This is a genomic window from Roseateles sp. GW821-FHT09H11, assembly GCF_059415845.1.
Window position 1 is genome coordinate 455,500 of the sequence record NZ_JBWKOA010000002.1, and the last position, 17,324, is coordinate 472,823.

At 70.2% G+C, this 17,324-nt stretch carries 16 protein-coding genes; 8 read left to right on the forward strand and 8 right to left on the reverse strand.

The window, feature by feature from the left end; all coding sequences use genetic code 11:
• Positions 1-8: 8 nt before the first annotated feature.
• The 3 genes from AC07PR_RS09100 to AC07PR_RS09110 form a co-directional block, all read right to left on the reverse strand.
• On the reverse strand, positions 9-1,235 hold the full coding sequence (locus AC07PR_RS09100) for a TAXI family TRAP transporter solute-binding subunit (RefSeq protein ID WP_377153850.1): 1,227 nt from the start codon (positions 1,233-1,235) through the stop codon (positions 9-11).
• Positions 1,236-1,513: 278 nt separating this feature from the next.
• Entirely contained in the window at positions 1,514-1,975 is a 462-nt protein-coding gene (locus tag AC07PR_RS09105) for a cupin domain-containing protein (RefSeq protein WP_483106981.1), read from the reverse strand.
• A gap of 133 nt (positions 1,976-2,108) precedes the next feature.
• Positions 2,109-4,298 carry an acyl-CoA dehydrogenase gene (locus AC07PR_RS09110; RefSeq protein ID WP_495135077.1) on the reverse strand — a complete coding sequence of 730 codons (2,190 nt, stop codon included), beginning with the start codon at positions 4,296-4,298 and terminating at the stop codon, positions 2,109-2,111.
• 139 nt (positions 4,299-4,437) lie between these two features.
• On the opposite strand from AC07PR_RS09110, the gene AC07PR_RS09115 reads away from it, so the two are divergent.
• From AC07PR_RS09115 to AC07PR_RS09125, 3 genes are read left to right on the forward strand one after another with little or no spacing between them, the layout of a single operon-like run.
• Entirely contained in the window at positions 4,438-6,252 is a 1,815-nt protein-coding gene (locus AC07PR_RS09115; RefSeq protein ID WP_495135078.1) for a GMC family oxidoreductase, read from the forward strand.
• A gap of 2 nt (positions 6,253-6,254) precedes the next feature.
• Positions 6,255-6,896 carry a gluconate 2-dehydrogenase subunit 3 family protein gene (locus AC07PR_RS09120; protein ID WP_495135079.1) on the forward strand — a complete coding sequence of 214 codons (642 nt, stop codon included), beginning with the start codon at positions 6,255-6,257 and terminating at the stop codon, positions 6,894-6,896.
• Complete coding sequence (locus tag AC07PR_RS09125) at positions 6,896-7,564, forward strand: 3-keto-disaccharide hydrolase (RefSeq protein ID WP_483106977.1); 669 nt, start codon at positions 6,896-6,898, stop codon at positions 7,562-7,564. Before AC07PR_RS09120 ends, AC07PR_RS09125 begins: the two co-directional genes overlap by 1 nt.
• A 30-nt stretch (positions 7,565-7,594) precedes the next feature.
• Here AC07PR_RS09125 and AC07PR_RS09130 read toward each other — a convergent pair whose 3' ends face one another.
• Positions 7,595-8,077 carry a hypothetical protein gene (locus tag AC07PR_RS09130; RefSeq protein ID WP_495135080.1) on the reverse strand — a complete coding sequence of 161 codons (483 nt, stop codon included), beginning with the start codon at positions 8,075-8,077 and terminating at the stop codon, positions 7,595-7,597.
• A 189-nt stretch (positions 8,078-8,266) separates the two neighbouring features.
• Here AC07PR_RS09130 and AC07PR_RS09135 point away from each other — a divergent pair, with 189 nt between their 5' ends.
• Entirely contained in the window at positions 8,267-9,109 is an 843-nt protein-coding gene (locus tag AC07PR_RS09135) for a DUF3667 domain-containing protein (RefSeq protein ID WP_495135081.1), read from the forward strand.
• A 12-nt stretch (positions 9,110-9,121) separates the two neighbouring features.
• Here the strand turns inward: AC07PR_RS09135 and AC07PR_RS09140 are convergent, their stop codons facing one another.
• Together AC07PR_RS09140 and AC07PR_RS09145 are read right to left on the reverse strand one after the other, a co-directional pair.
• On the reverse strand, positions 9,122-11,326 hold the full coding sequence (locus AC07PR_RS09140) for a hybrid sensor histidine kinase/response regulator (RefSeq protein ID WP_495135082.1): 2,205 nt from the start codon (positions 11,324-11,326) through the stop codon (positions 9,122-9,124).
• 252 nt (positions 11,327-11,578) lie between these two features.
• Entirely contained in the window at positions 11,579-12,181 is a 603-nt protein-coding gene (locus AC07PR_RS09145) for a CHRD domain-containing protein (protein WP_483106973.1), read from the reverse strand.
• On the opposite strand from AC07PR_RS09145, the gene AC07PR_RS09150 reads away from it, so the two are divergent.
• On the forward strand, positions 12,180-12,320 hold the full coding sequence (locus AC07PR_RS09150; protein WP_377153869.1) for a hypothetical protein: 141 nt from the start codon (positions 12,180-12,182) through the stop codon (positions 12,318-12,320). The genes AC07PR_RS09145 and AC07PR_RS09150 overlap by 2 nt on opposite strands.
• A 193-nt stretch (positions 12,321-12,513) precedes the next feature.
• Here AC07PR_RS09150 and AC07PR_RS09155 read toward each other — a convergent pair whose 3' ends face one another.
• Positions 12,514-13,620 (reverse strand): Glu/Leu/Phe/Val family dehydrogenase, encoded by a 1,107-nt coding sequence (locus tag AC07PR_RS09155; protein ID WP_377153872.1) that lies wholly within the window; start codon positions 13,618-13,620, stop codon positions 12,514-12,516.
• A 224-nt stretch (positions 13,621-13,844) separates the two neighbouring features.
• Here AC07PR_RS09155 and AC07PR_RS09160 point away from each other — a divergent pair, with 224 nt between their 5' ends.
• The 3 genes from AC07PR_RS09160 to AC07PR_RS09170 are packed head-to-tail and all read left to right on the forward strand — an operon-like array spanning position 13,845 to position 16,584.
• On the forward strand, positions 13,845-14,945 hold the full coding sequence (locus AC07PR_RS09160; protein WP_495135083.1) for a sensor histidine kinase: 1,101 nt from the start codon (positions 13,845-13,847) through the stop codon (positions 14,943-14,945).
• Positions 14,942-15,367, forward strand: a complete 426-nt coding sequence (locus AC07PR_RS09165) for a response regulator (RefSeq protein WP_377153878.1) — start codon at positions 14,942-14,944, stop codon at positions 15,365-15,367. Before AC07PR_RS09160 ends, AC07PR_RS09165 begins: the two co-directional genes overlap by 4 nt.
• Positions 15,364-16,584, forward strand: coding sequence for a hybrid sensor histidine kinase/response regulator (locus AC07PR_RS09170; protein WP_495135084.1), 1,221 nt, complete (start codon positions 15,364-15,366; stop codon positions 16,582-16,584). The genes AC07PR_RS09165 and AC07PR_RS09170 overlap by 4 nt, the downstream gene beginning before the upstream one ends.
• Here AC07PR_RS09170 and AC07PR_RS09175 read toward each other — a convergent pair.
• Positions 16,571-17,317, reverse strand: a complete 747-nt coding sequence (locus tag AC07PR_RS09175) for a 2OG-Fe dioxygenase family protein (protein ID WP_377153883.1) — start codon at positions 17,315-17,317, stop codon at positions 16,571-16,573. The two genes, AC07PR_RS09170 and AC07PR_RS09175, sit on opposite strands and share 14 nt — an antisense overlap.
• Positions 17,318-17,324: the final 7 nt, after the last annotated feature.

The following is a 17,324-nucleotide window of genomic DNA, read 5'->3' on the forward strand; positions in this document are numbered from 1 at the left end:
GCCCGGGCTCAGCCCGCCGACATGTGCGGACGCAAACGCTCCAGCCGATCACGCGCGATCTGCTCCTGGCCCTGGCGCAGGATCACCGGCTCGACCATCCGGAACAGCATCCGTCCACCCCAGCCGGGGCGTCCCCCGCGATCGACACGCCGCTGCAGCCAGCCCAGCCACCGCAGCGCGATGCCGAGCAACGCGGCCTCGATGAAGCCGGTCAGCGAGGTGAGCGTGCCGAAGGCCGATACCACCGCCACCAGGACCAGCACCGGTCCCCAATAGGCATCGACGACGCCGGCCACCGCGGCGGGCAGGTGCTCGTACAGCCAGGGCGTGCCGCTTTTGGCCCATTCCAGCGCCAGCGGATGCACCGGCAATGCCGCGCCGGTCTGGCGCGGGTAGTCGCCCGGATCGGACACCAGTGTCTGGCCCTTGTGCACCTCGTTCATCGCCTGCAGCAGCGCATAGAGCACGGCGGGATGGAGGTCCTCGCGGACGACGACGTTGACCGTCGCGCCCACCAGCGATACGTCGCGCGGCGGCAGCGGCCCCTGCAGGTCGAAGGCGCCGCGCACCAGCGTCGCGGGCTTCAGGTAGTCCAGGTTGCGGGCGATGCCCCGGCTGTCGCTCAGCGAGAACATCTGCAGCCCCGGATCGACCGCGAGCTTGCGCACCAGCGCGTTGTCGGGCGCCAGCATGAAGAAGCCGGCCTCGTGCTCGCCGCGCTGCAGGGCGTCGACGGCCTCGCTCATCTGCCGGAATGAGAAGGTGGCATTGGCCGCGCTGACGCCGTAGCGCGCCAGCACATCGTGGGCGGCTTGCGCGGTCGCGCTCCCCTCGAGCGGCATGACCAGTCGGCGGCCCTTCAGGCCGGCCAGCGTGGCCGGTTCCGACCCTTCGCGGCGCAGGAACAGGAACAGCGGCTGCAGTTCGACCACGCCCGCCGACAGGACCTGCGGATGCCGCGCCGCATCGACGCGCTGCGCGGTGAAGCCGATGTGCACGCCGGTGCTGGACGTGTCGAGCTTGTCGATGATGCGCAGGCTGTCGTTCTGGTTGCGCACCTCGGCCTGCAGGCCATGCGCGCGCAGATGCTCGGCGTAGCGGTGGGCATGGTTGTCGAACGATCCACCGGGCGGCCCCGCCTGGATGACGACGCGCTGCGGCGGCAACGCACGTCGGACGCCGCCCGACACCGCCCAGCACAGCGTCGCCAGCACGATCAGAACCCAGAGACTCAAGCGCGACATCGTGACCTCCCGGACTGCGCCATCGCGGCGCCGTGGCCATGATGATTGCCAACGCCGCGTCTGGCGCGGTCCACGGCACGATCGCGGCATTCCGGAGGTGAAGAATCAGATCGGTTCCTAGGCCGACGGGGCCATTCGTTGCGAAGGCGCCGCAAGGCGCAGGCCCGATTCAGACCATGACCGCGCTGGTGTCGTGCCGGTGCTCTCGACGATGTAGCTGAGCGGCGAATCGCGGGGCGTGCCTCCGGGGCTGGAACTCCGGCTGGTGCCTACTCACGCTCGATGGGGGAACCATCGCTTCTGGTAAAACGGCGTCCGCTGCCGTCGTGATGCAGGACGACGTCGTGGTCCGGGTAGTGGACGGTCCCTGTCAATGCCCGGGTGCCTACAACGAGGTACACAGCATCGGAGGTGGTTCGATTCTCCAGGCAGTGAGCCACAGGCGACCCCGCGGCCCAGGCGGCGGCCTCTCCGGCATGCAGAACGGACTCTTCGTTCTCGATGAGCACCAGCTCGCCGGAAAGCACGTACACGAATTCATCTTCCGTTTCGTGCCAGTGTCGATGCGAGGAACGAGAACCCGCCGGGAGGCGTTCGAGCCGCGCGCCGAACTGCGTCAGGCCGGCCTGGTCACCGAGGACAAGCTCGGCATAGGGACCATCATTCTGTCCGGAGAAGCGATTGACGACGCCGGGATGGTCGGTCCAGAGAGCGGTATTGAGCTTTGGCATTGCAGCGGCTCGGTGATGCGCGGGCTGGGAGGCGATGCGCGGGCCGGGTGTTCGGCGCCTTGAATCGCGAATGTACTAGCGCGGAGCCGGACCGACCGACTTGATGCAGCAATGCAGTGATGTCGCGCGGACCCTATCCGGCCGAGATGCGCAGACGCGGCTGAATCCGTTCAACGTCGCCAGCGCTTCGGGGCTCGTCCTCATCCACGGCAATCACCTGCGCCGCGGCTCGCAGATAGGCCAGCGCCGCGTCGGGATCGCGTGAGCCACGCGCCACCTCTTCCAGCGAACCGGAGCGGCGCAGCGCCTTGTTGAGCTCGGGCACCTCGTCGCCCAGCTTGCGGGCCGCATCCAGCGCGCTCATCAGGTCGAGCAGGCCGCCGTGCTTCGGACGCGAGACGTCGGGGCACAGACGGCGCACCAGCTCCGGCTGCGTGCGCAGCGCGTCGGCCAGCGCGATGGCCTCGCGGTCGCGCAACGGGGCGAGGTGGCCGGTGCCGTGCAGCAGCATCGGCGCCACCGCGCGCAGCAAGCGCGAGGGCAGGTTGGCGTAAAGCTCGCGCAGCAGCGTCGCGGCCTCGTACAGCTGCAGACGGATCGCTGCCCGCGCCACGGGCAGCGTCGCCGGGTCGTTCTCGACCTGATAGCGCCACACGCAGGCGGCCGCGAGGTAGAGCGCGGCGAGCACGTCGCCCAGCCGCGCCGACAGCAGCTCCATGCGCTTGAGCTTGCCCCCCAGCAGACCCATGGCAAGGTCGGCGGTGAGCGCGTAGCGGGCCGACAGCGAGGCGATGAGCGTCGCCTCGGCGCGCAGGTCGGCCGGCGGCTTCCCGCGCAGCGGCGTGTGCGCCAGGCTGCGCCAGAGGTTGCGCATCACATGGCCGACATGGCCCGCGAGCGCGCGGCCGAGTCGCTCCTCGTCCTTGGCCTGCACGGCCGACATCTCCTCCAGCACGAAGGGATGGCAGCGCGTCGCGCCCTGGCCGAAGATGATCAGCGCCCGCGAGAGCAGGTTGGCGCCTTCCACCGTGATCGCGATGGGCGCATGGCGGTAGGCCACGCCCAGCAGGTTGCGCGGCCCGGAGATGATCCCCTTGCCGCCGAGCACGTCCATGCCGTCGTTGACCGCGCGGCGTCCCGCCTCGGTGAGCTGCACCTTGAGGATCGCGCTGGCGACGCTGGGTTGCTCGCCGGCATCGAGCGCCGCGGCGGTGTAGCGCCGCGCGGCGTCGGTGGCGTAGAGCCGCGCGGCCATCTGCGCGGTGATGCCCGCGATCGCGTGGAATCGTCCGATGGGCAGGCCGAACTGCTCGCGCACCTGGCCGTAGCCGTTGACCACGAACAGCGCCGTCTGCTGCATCGCCGCGCCCAGCGCCGGCAGCGAGATGGCGCGGCCGGCGGCCAAGCATTCCATCAGCATGCGCCAGCCCTGGCCGACACGTTCCTCGCCGCCGATCACCCAGTCCATGGGCACGAAGACGTCCTCGCCGCGGATCGGGCCGTTCATGAAGGCCGAGTCCATCGGACGGTGGCGGTGACCGATCTCCATGCCGGGCGTGGGCACGGGCAGCAGCGCGCAGGTGATGCCGAGTTCCTGCTGACCTTCGGGCCGCGAGGGATCGATCGCCTGGAAGGCGAGGCCCACCACGCTGGCCACCGGCGCGAGCGTGATGTAGCGCTTGTCGAAGCGCACGCTGAAGCCACGCACCGAGCGGCCGTCGATGACGCGCTCGGTGAGTACGCCGCGGTCGGGGATGGAGGCGGCGTCCGACCCCGCGTACGGCGAGGTGAGGCCGAAGCAGGGCAGTTCGCGGCCATCGGCCAGGCGCGGCAGGTAGTGCTGCTGCTGGGCCGGCGTGCCGTAGCGCAGCAGCAGTTCGGCCGGGCCCAGCGAATTGGGCACCATCACCGTCACCGCGCAGGCGGTGTTGACGGTGGCGATGCGGGTCACGACCTCGGCGTGCGCGTAGTGGCCGAAGCCCAGGCCGCCGTATTCCTTGGGAATGATCATCCCGAAGAAGCGGTGCTCGCGCAGGTACCGCCACACCTCGGGCGGCAGGTCGCCGGCCGTGTCGATGGCGTGGTCGTCGAGCATGCCGATGAGCGTGCTCACCTCGTGATCGAGGAAACGACGCTCCTCGTCGGTGAGGCGATTGGGACCTCGCGCGATCAGCACATCGAAATCGGGCTGGCCGGCGAAGAGCTGGCCCTCGAAGCCCACCGTGCCGGCTTCGAGCGCGGCACGTTCCGTGTCGCCCATCGCGGGCAAGGCCTTGGAGAAGGGCGTCATCGCCAGGCGCCCGAGGAGTCGGTGGAATCCCATAGGCACAGCCTAGGTCCCCGTGCCCGGCGGCGACGTCAGCCTGGAACGCAGGCGCGCGTAGGACGCACGGCCACGATGGGCGGCCGCCAGGCACGCGGGAGCCGGTGGCACACTCCGCCGACCTGTTCAGGAGGGGCGCATGGGTTTTGTGACGACGCGCAACATGGCGCGCGACTACGACGTCATCGTCGTCGGCTCGGGTGCCGGCGGCGGCCAGACGGCCTACACGCTGGCCCTCGAGGGCGTGAAGGTGCTGATGCTGGAAGCCGGCCGGTACTACGACTTCCGCACCGAGACGCCGATGTTCCAGGCTTCGCACGACGCCCCGCTGCGCGGCGCGGGCACGCCGGACAAGCCCTTCGGCTTCTACGACGCGACCGTGGACGGCGGCTGGCAGGTGCCGGGCGAGCCCTACACGCAGGCCTCCGACAACGAGGAGCAGCGCTTCGACTGGTGGCGCGCCCGCATGCTGGGCGGCCGCACGAATCATTGGGGCCGCATCTCGCTGCGCAACGGGCCCTACGACTTCAAGCCGCACAGCCGCGACGGCCTGGGCTTCGACTGGCCGATCGGCTATGAAGACCTGGCCCCGTACTACGACAAGGTCGAGATGCTGGTGGGCATCTACGGCAGCAACGAGGGCCTGGAGAACACGCCCGATTCGCCCGACGGCTGCCTGCTGCCCGCGCCCGCCGCGCGCGTGGGTGAACGCCTCATCGCCCAGCGCGCCGGCAAGCTCGGCATCCCGGTGGTGCCCATCCACCGCGCGGTGCTGACGGCGAAGCTCGACGACACCCGCCTCCCCGCGCTGCTGCATCCCGGCAACCCGCGCGCGCAGGCGCTGGTCGCGCAGTCCATGCGCGAGCGCGCCGCCTGCTTCTGGGCCACGCCGTGCTCGCGCGGCTGCTCCATCGGCGCGACCTACCAGAGCCCTGCGGTGCACCTGCCGCCGGCGCTCGCCAGCGGCAACCTCGACGTGCTGTGCGACGCCATGGTCTACGAGGTGACCACCAAGGACGGCAAGGCCAGCGGCGTGCGCTTCGTCGATCGCAAGACCGGCAAGCACATCGAGGCCAGGGGCCGCGCGGTCGTGCTGTCCGCCAGCGCCTGCGAGTCGGTGCGCATCCTGCTCAACAGCAAGACCAGCGCCTATCCGCAGGGCCTGGCCAACAGCAGCGGCAAGGTCGGCAAGTACGTGATGGACACCGTCGGCAGCGACCTGTCCGGTCAGGTGCCGCTGCTGGAGAACCTGCCCCCGCACAACGAAGACGGGGCAGGGGGCTCGCACATGTACGCCCCCTGGTGGCTGTACGGCCGGCAGGGCAAGGGCTGGGCCGAGAAGGGCCTGGGTTTCCCCCGCGGTTATCACATCGAGCTGGGCACCGGCCGCCGCATGCCCGGCGCCAGCACCGGCGCGAACCTGGAATGGCTGACGAAGGGCAGCTACGGCGCGACGTTCAAGCAGGACGTGCGCCGCACCTTCGGCTCGTTCGTGTATCTCTCCGGCCGCGGCGAGATGATCCCCAACGAGCACTCGTTCTGCGAGATCGACCCGACGACGAAAGACCGCTTCGGCATTCCCGTGCCGCGTTTCCACTGGCAGTGGGCCGAGCACGAAACCCGCCAGGCCGCCCACATGCAGAAGACCTTCGCCGAGATCATCGCGGCCATGGGCGGCCGGGTGCTCGACGGCGGTCCCGAGCTGGACGGCCGCAAGGCCATCGCGCCCGGCGGCTCGATCATCCACGAGGTCGGCGGCGCCATCATGGGCGCGGACGCCAGGACCTCCGTCACCAACGGCTGGGGCCAGACCTGGGACGTGCCCAACCTGTTCCTGTCCGACGGTGCGCCTTTCGCCTCCAACGCCGACAAGAACCCCACGCTGACCATCATGGCGCTGGCCTGGCGCCAGGCCGACCACATCGTCGACCGCTTCCGCAAGAAGGAGCTCTGAGCATGGACCGCAGAACGACCCTGCAATGGATGCTGGCCGCCGCCGCGGCGCTCAGCGTCGACGTGTCGGCCGGTGCCACGCCCGCCACCAAGGGTGGCAAGGCGGGCATCGGTGGCAAGCCCAAGGGCTACGGCACCGACCCCACGCTGACGAAGAGCTACCAGTCCGGCGAGCTGTGGCCGTTGACTTTCAACGCCGCGCAGAACCGCACCGCGCAGGCGCTGTGCGGCCTGATCATCCCGGCCGACGACCAGTCGCCCAGCGCCGCGCAATTGCAGGTGCACCGCTTCATCGACGAATGGGTCAGCGCGCCGTATCCCAACCAGGCCAAGGACAAGCCCGTCATCGTGAACGGCCTGGACTGGCTGGAGGCCGAGAGCCACCGGCGCTTCGGCGGCAAGCGCTTCGACCAGCTCGATGTCGCCCAGCAATCTCAGATCGCCGACGACATCTGCTGGACCGAAACGGCCAAGCCCGAGTTCGCCACCGCCGCGCGCTTCTTCAAGCGCTTCCGCGACCTGACCGCCGGCGGCTTCTACACGACGCCCGACGGCATGAAGGACGTCGGCTTCGTCGGCAACATCCCCTCCGTCACCTTCGACGGCCCGCCCCTCAAGGTCCTGCAGATCGTTGGAGTCGCCTGATGCGCCTTGCTCCCGTTGTCGCCGCGGCTGCTGCCGCCTTCACCCTGTCCGCCACTGTCCACGCCGCCGACATGCCCAACACGCTCACCGCCGAGGAGACCGCCGCCGGCTGGCAACTGCTGTTCGACGGCAAGAGCCTGGACCACTGGCGCGCCAGCGACCAGCCCGGCTCCTTCAGCGTGAAGGACGGCGCCATCGTCGTCCGCGGCCCGCGTTCGCACCTGTTCTACATGGGGCCGGTGCAGCAGCACGACTTCAGGAACTTCGAGCTGAAGGTCGACGTGATGACCTTCCCCAAGGCCAACTCCGGCGTCTACTTCCACACCAGGTGGCAGGAGGTGGGCTGGCCCGAGCTGGGCTATGAGGTGCAGGTCAACAACTCCCACAGCGACCCCAGCCGCACCGGCGGCCTGTGGGGCGTGCAGGACTACATGAAGGTCGTGTCGCCGGACCACCAGTGGTTCACGCTGACCGTGCGCGTCGAAGGCAAGCACGTCACCACCTTCGTCAACAGCGAGAAGACGGCCGACTACACCGAAGAGTCGCCCCTCGTCCGCAAGAAGGGCCTGGAGAAGCGCTACCTGGCCAGCGGCACCTTCGCGCTGCAGGGCCACGATCCGGAGAGCGAGGCGCACTTCCGCAACATCAAGGTGAAGGTGCTGCCCTGACGGATCGGGAGCGCGAAGACGCGGAGGCGTTCAGCGTCCCTTCTGGCCCTGCTGGCCCTTCTGGGCCTTTTCCACGTCCATCTTGCTGTCCGGATCCAGCGTGCGCACGAGGTAGCGCGTGCGCGCGTCGAAGGACCCGCGCGCGATGACGACGCCGGGGTTCTCCGCGTGATAGACCGCCGCCTCGAGGATCACCGGATCCTTGGACGGCGCGATCAGCCAGCCGCCCGGTGCCACCTTGGGCAGCGGCGAGCACGGCATCGGTCCGGTGTGTTCCGCGATGCCCTTCTCGGGATACCAGATCACGCACTGGCCCTTCTTGAGCGGCAGCAGCGGCGCGGGGATGCGGTTCTTCGCCGTCACGTTGAAGTAGGAGTTGTCCTGCCCCGGCGCGGCGCGGCCGACGTCCCGCTCGGGGTCCGAGGCCTTGCCGACGGACTGGGCCGCGGCACCGAGGCCGGTCAGCAGGGCGGCAGCGCCGAGGACGGCGGCGGCCAGGGGGCGATGGGTCATGACGATCTCCTGTTGTGCTGGCGGCCTCCTCCTGAGGCCCTCGCCGACAACAGGCAACCGGCATGCCAGCGCCGCGGTGCCGGGGGAACCCGGCCCGGCGTGCCCGGGCGCCCGACCTATCATCGTGCCCGCGCCGCCGGCAGGGAGTGAGCAGCCGGCGCGTCCACGACGACTTCGGAGCCGCCTGCAATGACGCCTCTCTCTCCGGCCCGCCACCCGACCTCCGGCGCCGCGACCTGCCACAACTGCGACCTGTCGCTCCAGCCGGGCGGGCACTTCTGTCCCCATTGCGGTCAGGAGGCGCATCTGCATGCGGCCTCGATGCGGGAGTTCATCCATGAGTTCGTCGGCCACTACGTCGCGCTCGAAGGGCCGTTGTGGCGGACCTTGTGGGCGATGCTGTTCCTGCCGGGGCGTCTGACGCGCGAGTACTTCATCGGCCGGCGCCGGCGCTATGTCCAGCCGCTGCGCCTGTACCTGAGCCTGAGCTTCGTGTTCTTCATCGCCGTGCATCTGCTGCCGGGCGATCACATGCTCACGGTCAAGCGCGACGAACAGGCCATGGCGCAGGCGCGTCAAGGCAGTTGTTCCAGCCCGGGCAGCACCTGCAACTGGTGGGAGCGCCGCCTCGACCACGTCGGCGAGCGTCTGGCCGGCGGCTCGGTCGCGCAGGTGCAGAAGCGCATGGACAAGCTCGCCCCCTACGCGATGCTGCTGATGCAGCCGGTCTTTGCCGGCCTGCTGGCGCTGATGTTCCTGCGACGGCGGATGAAGTACGCGGAGCACTTCGTCTTCGCGCTGCACCTGCATGCCTGCTGGTTCGTCGCCTATCTGCTGGCGCTCGTGATGCCCGCGCTGGCGACGGTCATCGCCGCGCTGGTGCTGCTGCATGGCGTGATCGCGCTGCGGGTCGTCTACGGCACGAGCTGGTGGGGCGGGATCTGGCGTGGCGGGCTGCTGGCGGGGCTCTATCTGCCGCTGCTGCTGATGGGCGTCGTGGGCCTGGTGATCGGGGCGGCGCTGCTGGCTTGAGCCGTCGGCCGGTCAGTGGCTGGCGTCCAGCAGCTCCTGCATCACCTGCTCCAGCTCGTTGAACTCCACGGGCTTCACCAGGTGGGCGTCGAAGCCCGCGGCCGCCGTGGCGTCGCGATCGGAGCGCTGACCCCAGCCGGTGATCGCGATCAGCGCGAGCGGCTCGGCGCCGCGCGTCGCTCTCAGCCGCCGCGCGACGTCCGTCCCGGAGAGCCCCGGCAGCCCGATGTCCAGCAGCACCACGCGCGGCTGCGTGTCGTCGAACACCGCCAGCGCCTCCTCGCCGCTGTACGCGACCGTCGCGCGATAACCGACGCCGCGCAGGACCTCGGCCAGCGTGTTGGCCGCGTCCACGTTGTCGTCGACGACCAGGACCAGGGTCTGCGCCTGCGTCGCCGTCGGGCGTGTCCCGTCGCCGCCGGCCCCGGGCTCGTTCGCGTGCGGGGTCTGCCCGTTGTCCGCCAGCGGCAGGGTGACCGTGAAGCGGCTGCCGTGCCCCAGGCCCTCGCTCGCCGCGGTGATCGTGCCGTTGTGCAGCTGCACGAGCTGCTTCGACACGGCCAGGCCGATGCCCAGCCCCGACGGCGCCGCCCCGCGCGCGTCGATCCGCGTGAAGAGCTCGAAGACCCGCGGCTGCATCGCCGGCGCGATGCCCACGCCCCGGTCCGTCACCGTGATCTGCGCCCGGTCCGCGACCACCGCCACGTGCACGTGCACCTCGCCCGGCTCCGGGCTGTACTTGGCCGCGTTGTCCAGCAGGTTGCCCAGCACCTGCTGCAGCCGCGTCGGATCGCCGTCGACCGGCACCGGCGTCGGCGGCAGCGACAGCGTGACGCGGTGCTTCATCTCGCTGTACAGCGGCTCGATCGCCTCCAGCGCCTGCCTCACCACCGTGCGCAGGTCGATGACCTGACGCTTGAGCTCCACCACGTTGCGCGTGATGCGGCTCATGTCCAGCAGGTCGTCGAGCAGCCGCGCCATGTGCGCCGACTGCCGCGCGATGATGTCCGTGGCCTGCGCGCGGGTGTCGTCGGACGACGACTGCCGCAGCATCGCCACCGCGTAGCGGATCGGCGCCATCGGGTTGCGCAGCTCATGCGCCAGCGTCGCCAGGAACGAGTCCTTGCGCTCGCTCTCGCGACGCAGTTCCTCCTGCGCGGCGGACAGCTCGGTCACGTCGACCGTCGCGCCGATCACCCGCTGCACCTGCCCGTCGTGCGCCGTGATCGGCCGCAGCGAGGTCAGCAGCTGGTAGGTCCTGCCGCCGTGCGTCGTGCGCTGCGCCAGGTTCATCGCCTGGCCCGTGATCACCGCCTCGCGGACGATGCCGGCGAACTCCGGCTCGCCGACCAGGCTGCCGACCTCCGCGCCGATCAGCGCCTCGCGCGTGAAGCCCATCGGCGTGTTGAAGGCCCAGGTGTAGCGGCCCTGGACGTCGCATTCCCATGCCATCACCTTGCCGCTCTGCAGTGCGAGGTGGAAGCGCTCCTCGGCCGCCTGGCTCGCGCGCAGCGCCTCCTGCTGCGAGGTGACGTCGACCGCGACCCCGTAGGCATGCACCGCGCGGCCCTTCGCGTCCAGGCTCACGTAGCCGTCGAACTGCGTCCACACGACCTCGTCGTTGTCCGCGCGGGTGATCGGGCAGGCCAGGCTGAAGCGGCCGCCGCTCTCCGTCGCGTAGCGGTAGCGGTCGCGGAAGCGCGCGGCGTCCTGCGCGGACATGCCGGCGAGCATGTCGTCCATCGACGCCCAGTTCCGCCCGAACAGCTGCTTCGCGCCGCCGCCGGTGGTGGCGAATCCGGTGACCGCGTCCCAGTCCCAGGTGATCATGCGGCCCGCCGCCAGCGCGAGGTTGAGACGGCGCCGGCTGTTGCGCTCCTTCTGCATCAGCCGGCCCGCCCACGCCGAGACCGTCGCGACCAGCGAGCCGGTCAGCAGGAACAGCACGACCATCGCCGCGTCCGCGAACGAGTTGACCGGGAACATCTGCCCGACCGGCTCGATCCAGAAGTAGAGGATCGCCAGGCTGGCCGCCACCAGGAAGGTCAGCGCCGGGGCGAGGCCGCAGACCAGCCCGACGATCACCAGCGACGGGAAGTAGGGCAGCAGCGGCTCGCGGCTGTTGAGCGCGGGCTGGAGGAACAGGTTGAGCCAGGTCGCGGCGACGAAGACAAGTACCGCCGCGGGCCAGCGTAACCAGAACCTCTCGATCACCATCTCCCTGCCCCTCCCCCGTGCTGCCGCGGCACCGATTTGGGCGCATCGCGTCGTTGCAAATCCTCGCCATAGCCCCGCTATGGCTCCGGTTTGCGCCTGGCGCTGCATCCCAAATCGGAGCCGCGTCAGCACGGGGGAATCATGCGGGACTTTCCTGTGGGGCGAGCATACAGAGGCCGGGCGGGGTTCGAACGCTCGGCGTGTCCCCGACGTGTGTCGAGGGATGACAGCGGTGACTGGGGGGGGGGAGGGTCAGGACCGGCGCGCGCGTCGCCGCGCCAGTCCGCCGACCGTCAGCAGGCCGGCAACCATCAGCGCGTAGCTCGACGGCTCGGGCACCGCGCTCGCAGTCAGGAAGCCGCGGATCTCGCCGCCCGGCGCGAAGGTCGAGTGCACGTTGAGGTAGGCACTGCCGCCCGCCAGCCCCGTCGACAGCGCCGCGAAGGCGCCCGCGATCGTGCCGCCGTTGGCGTTGATGAAGGCCGCGTTCCAGCTGCTGGTCTGCGTCAGGTCGAAAGTCTGGTCGTAGCTCCCGGAGCTCACGCCGAGCGGGAAGTTCGGGAAGGTCGGCGTCGTCGTCGCGACGCCCGCGTTGCCGGCGCCCGCCACCGCCGTGCAGCAGTGGATGTGCGCCGCCGTCGTCGTGCCGGTCAGCCCGGCGAAGCTGACCTGCACGCGCATCGTGAAGTCGTCGTCGTTGAAGGTCACCCGCGCCAGCCCGGTGCCGGCGGAGGCGTTCGGCGGGAACTCGGCCGCGCCGCTCAGCGGCGCGGTGTAGACGATGTCGTGCGCGACGGCGGGCATCGCAAGGCTCGCGGCCGCGATCGCCAGCGCCGCGAGGGGCAAGGACTTCATGGACTTCAAGCACTTCATGGACGTCGTCATGACGGTCTCCTGGGTTCGGCTCCGCAACGGGCTGCGCGGAACTCAGGCGGCGGTATACGTCGATGCCATCGGGCTTGTGCGCGACCGGCAGCCCGGCGTGGGGAGATGAAGTCCCTGGCGGGGACGGGAGGCAACCGGATCGCTGAAATCAGGCACACGGTCCGATGTAACGGGGTGTGCGCGGCGGGCACGCGGATTGCGTGAGCCATCGTTGGGACAGCCTCGGACGGTGGTGGAGGCAGACGAAAAACGGCGCCCTGAAGGCGCCGTTGTCATCGAGGAGCGCGGCGGCTCCCGTGTCGTCAGGCCGGCTTGACCAGCAGCGAACGCGCCCAGGCGTCCGCTTCGCGGGCCGGCGTCTGGCCACTGACGCGGATGCGGTCCAGCAGCTCGGCGACGCGGCCGCGGATCTGGCCGACCTCGGCCATCACGGCGTTCTCTTCGCCTTCGTTGCGGAACTCGCGCGCGACGCTGATGATGCCGCCGGCGTTCACGAGGTAGTCCGGCAGGTAGGTGATGCCGCGGGCCTGCAGCGCGTCGCCGTCGGCGGCGGTCGCGAGCTGGTTGTTGGCGGCGCCGGCGATCAGCGCGGCCTGCAGCGCGGGGATGGACTGCGCGTTCAGCGTTGCGCCCAGCGCGCACGGCGCGACCACGTCGACGTCGGCGGCCAGGATCTCATGGATGCCGACGGCCTTCGCGCCCAGCTCGGTCTGCGCGCGCGCGACCTTCTCGGCGTTCACGTCGGCGACGACCAGCTTCGCGCCGGCGCGGTGCAGGTATTCGGCCAGGTGCCAGCCCACCGCGCCCAGGCCTTGCAGCGCCACGCGCACGCCCTCGAGCGACTCGCGGCGCAGCACGCGCTTGACGCCTTCATCGATGGACACGAACACGCCGTACGCGGTCTTGGGGCTGGGGTCGCCGCCGAAGGCGCCGTCGCGCGGGATGCCCGAGACGTACTGCGTGTGCGCCATCATGCCCAGCATGTCGGCGGTGGTGGTGCCGACGTCCTCGGCGGTGATGTAGGCGCCGTCCAGCGACTGCACTGCGCGACCGAAGGCCGCGAACAGCGCGGCGCGGTCGAAGTCGCCCTGCGGCTTGATGATCACGGCCTTGCCGCCGCCGAAGGGCAGGTTGGCCAGCGCGTTCTTCAGGCTCATGCCCTGCGACAGGCGCAGCGCGTCGTTCAGCGCGGCCAGTTCGTTGTCGTAGCTCCAGAAGCGGCAGCCGCCGAAGGCCGGGCCGCGCGCGGTGCTGTGCACCGCCAGGATGGCCTTGAGACCGGTCACCGGATCGGCGGCCAGCAGCACGCGTTCGTGCGGGGCCTGGTCGGGCAGGCCGAAGAGGGAGGAGGGGATGGCGTCGGTCGAGCCGGCGGCGAGCGCGCGGGCGATGTCGGTGATGGCGTTCATGGGAACCTGCACTTGTGATGCTTGAAGAAGACCGGATCGCGGCGATCCGGCGGGGTCCGCTGCGCTTGTGGCGCACCGGCCCCGGAGTTTAAGCCGCCCTGTCGCGCCCGCGCCGCAGCACCCCGAGGTCCCCATGTCGGGCGATTGGCGCACGAGCAACGACGTGTTACACCTATCCATCGGAGAAGGACACAAGACGAATCCAATCGTCAGGGAGGCTCCGCATGTCAACTGATCGCAGCGACGACCGGTACCGGTCGATCGTGGAGGCGATCCCGAGCGCCATCGTGCTCGTGGATCGCCAGCGCCGGATCCGGCTGGTCAACCGCAAGGCCGAGGAGCTCTTCGGCTACGCCCGCGACGAGTTGCTCGACGCCTCGGTGGAGCTGTTGATCCCCAACCGCTTCCATGGCGACCACCCGCGTCACGTCGCGCAGTTCTTCGCGCAGCCGGAAACGCGGCCCATGGGCGCGGGGCGGGACCTCTTCGGACGGCGCAAGGGCGGCGAGGAGGTGCCGATCGAGATCGGCCTGAGTCCGATCGAGACCGCCGAGGGCCTGTGCACGCTCGCCTCCATCATCGACATCACCGAGCGCAAGAGCGCGCGGGAACGTTACGAGGACGAGCTCCGGCGCAGCAACGCGGACCTGGAGCAGTTCGCCTACGTCGCCTCGCACGATCTGCAGGAGCCGCTGCGCATGGTCGCCAACTACACCGAGCTCCTGGCGCAGCGCTATGCGGGCCAGTTGGATGAGCGGGCCGACAAGTACATCCGTTACGCCTCCGACGGGGCGCGCCGCATGCAGCGGCTGGTGGCGGATCTGCTGGCCTACTCGCGGGTGGGATCGCAGGGCAAGCCGCTGGCGCCGGTCGCGGCGGACGAGGTGCTCGCCGCGGTGACGCACGGCCTGCAGCGCCTGCTGAGGGAGTCTGGCGGCACCGTCGACGCCGGGCCGCTGCCGCTCGTGCTGGCCGACGAGGTCCAGTTGCATCAGCTGCTGCAGAACCTGGTGAGCAATGCCATCAAGTTCCGCTCCGAGGCGGCGCCGCGCGTGCGCGTCGAGGCCCAGCGCGAGGGCCCGCGCTGGCGGTTCAGGGTCGGCGACAACGGCATCGGCATCGACATGCAGTACGCGGAGCGCGTCTTCCAGATGTTCCAGCGGCTGCACGAGCAGGGCCGATACGACGGCAGCGGCATCGGCCTGGCGATCGCCAAGCGCATCGTCGAACGGCATGGCGGCACGATCCGGATCGACTCGGAGCCGGGGCGCGGCAGCGTCGTGTCCTTCACGCTGCCCGCAGCCCAACCGGAGCAGTTCTCGTGAGCCGGCCGCTGAGCGTGCTCCTGGTCGAGGACAACCCCGGCGACGCCGATCTGGTGATCGAGACCCTGGAGCAGGGCAAGCTGATGCTGGACATCGCGGTGGCCGTCGACGGCGCGCAGGCGCTGGCGCGGCTGCTGCGCCAGCCGCCATTCGAGGCGGCGATGCCGCCCGACCTCATCCTGCTCGATCTGAACCTGCCCAAGGTGACCGGCCGCGAGGTGCTGGCGCGCATCAAGCAGGAGCCCGGCCTGCGGGAGATCCCGGTGGTGGTGCTGACCTCGTCCGACGCCGAGCACGACATCGTCAGGAGCTACCAGCTGGGGGCCAACTGCTACGTGACCAAGCCGGTGGGGCTGGTGGCGTTCCAGTCCATCGTGCAGGCGATCGAGGGCTTCTGGTTCACCGTGGTGAAACTGCCATGAGCGCCTTGCCCGACGACCTGGCCCTCGAGCCTCGACGCGCGCCCTGGCCGATCCTGCTGGTGGAGGACAACGACGGCGACGCCGACCTGATCACCGACCTGCTGGCCGAGGGCGGCACGGTGCCGCCCCGTCCGGTGCTGCGGGCCGCGCGGCTGGACGAGGCCGTGCGCGCGCTGCAGCAGCAGCGCATGTCGGCCATCCTGCTGGACCTGCGCCTGCCCGATGGGGAAGGCATCGACTGCGTGAAGGCCGTGCGGGCGCAGGCGCGCGATACGCCGATCGTCGTGCTCACGGGCATGGAGGACGACCAGCTCGCGCTGTCCTGCATGACGGCCGGCGCGCAGGACTATCTGTCCAAGCAGGACGTGCGCCCGCGCTCGCTGCTGAGGGCCATCGACTACGCGATCGTCCGCGCCCGCGAGGGCCGCGAGCGGATGCGCTCGCAGGCGCTGCGGCTGCGCAGCGCGGAGCTGGAGCTGGAGAACAAGCGCATCCTGGAAGTCAGCCGGCAGAAGGGTCGGGTGCTGGCCAACATGTCGCACGAGCTGCGCACGCCGCTGAACGCGATCATCGGCTTCTCCCAGCTGCTGACCGACGGCGCCGCCGGGCCGGACAGTCCGGCGGTGCAGCGCTACGGCGGACACATCCTGGCCAGCGGCCGCCATCTGCTGGCGTTGATCAACGACATCCTAGACATGGCGCGCATCGAGGCCGGCGGGATCGACCTGCATCCGGAAGCGACCCCTGTCGCCGAGCTGGCGCGCGAAGTGGTCGACGTGGTGGCGGGCAGCTTCACCGACAAGGCGATGACGGTCCGGATGGAGATCGATGACGGACTGGGGAGCGTCTGGACCGATCCGCTGCGCTTGCGTCAGGTGCTCTACAACTACCTGTCCAACGCCTGGAAGTTCACGCCGGCGAACGGCGAGATCGTCGTGCGCGGCCGGCGCACCGGGGCACACGGCTTCCGGGTGGAGGTCTGCGACACCGGCCCGGGCATCGCGGCCGAGCATCTGCCCCGGCTGTTCACCGAGTTCACGCAGCTGCCTTCGGAAGAACGCCGCCGCTATCGCGGGACCGGCCTGGGTCTGGCGCTGAGCAAGCGCATCGTCGAGGCCCAGGGCGGCAGCGTCGGGGTGATGAGCTCGCCGGGCAACGGCTCGACCTTCTTCGCCGAACTGCCCGACCCGGGCGTGCCGCTGGTCAGCGCCCCATGAACGCGTCCGCGCGCAGCGTCACGACCAGCGTGTCACGATGGCCGGCATGCGCGGGATCGATCGGCTGGATCGGCGTGGTCTCGTGGATGACGCGTTCGTCGTCGAGCAGCAGCAGCGTCCACGGCTCCATCATCGTGAAGCGTTGGCCGCGCGGGCCATCCGCTTCGAAGACGCGCGACTCGCCGCCCTTGATGCCGTGGCGCGCCAGCATGAACACCGCCACCAGGTCCACGCCGTCGCGGTGCGCGCCCTCGGGCGTGGGCCGGCCGATGCCGCCCGCCGTGTCGATGCGGAACTGGTGCGCCTCGATGAACCAGGGCCGCGCGCCCTTGAGCCGGTCCGCGACCGAGGCCAGTCCCAGCAGCAGCCGCGGCCAGATCGGCAGGTCGACGGCGGCGGGATCCATCGGCTCGAACCAGCGTTCGATGCCGCCGTGCAGCGCGTTGTAGTCCACCGGCTGCCAATGCGCGCGATGCGGCGCCAGACGCACCGACGGCTCGGCCTGCGAGTCCACGACGAAGCTCGCATGCCGCCGGAACCGGTAGCGGCCGCCGTCGCGCAGGTAGGCGTCCGGGGGCAGGTCGTTCCAGTAGGTCTGCAGCGCGCGCAGATCCCCGGCCTGGCAGTGCAGCCAGTGCGTCAGGCTCTCGGGCGCGATGACGGTGTGGCCGAGGTTCTGCAGTTGATGTTCGAACTGCGCGGCGCTGGAGTACGGCGGCGGGAAATGCTTCATGCGCGAA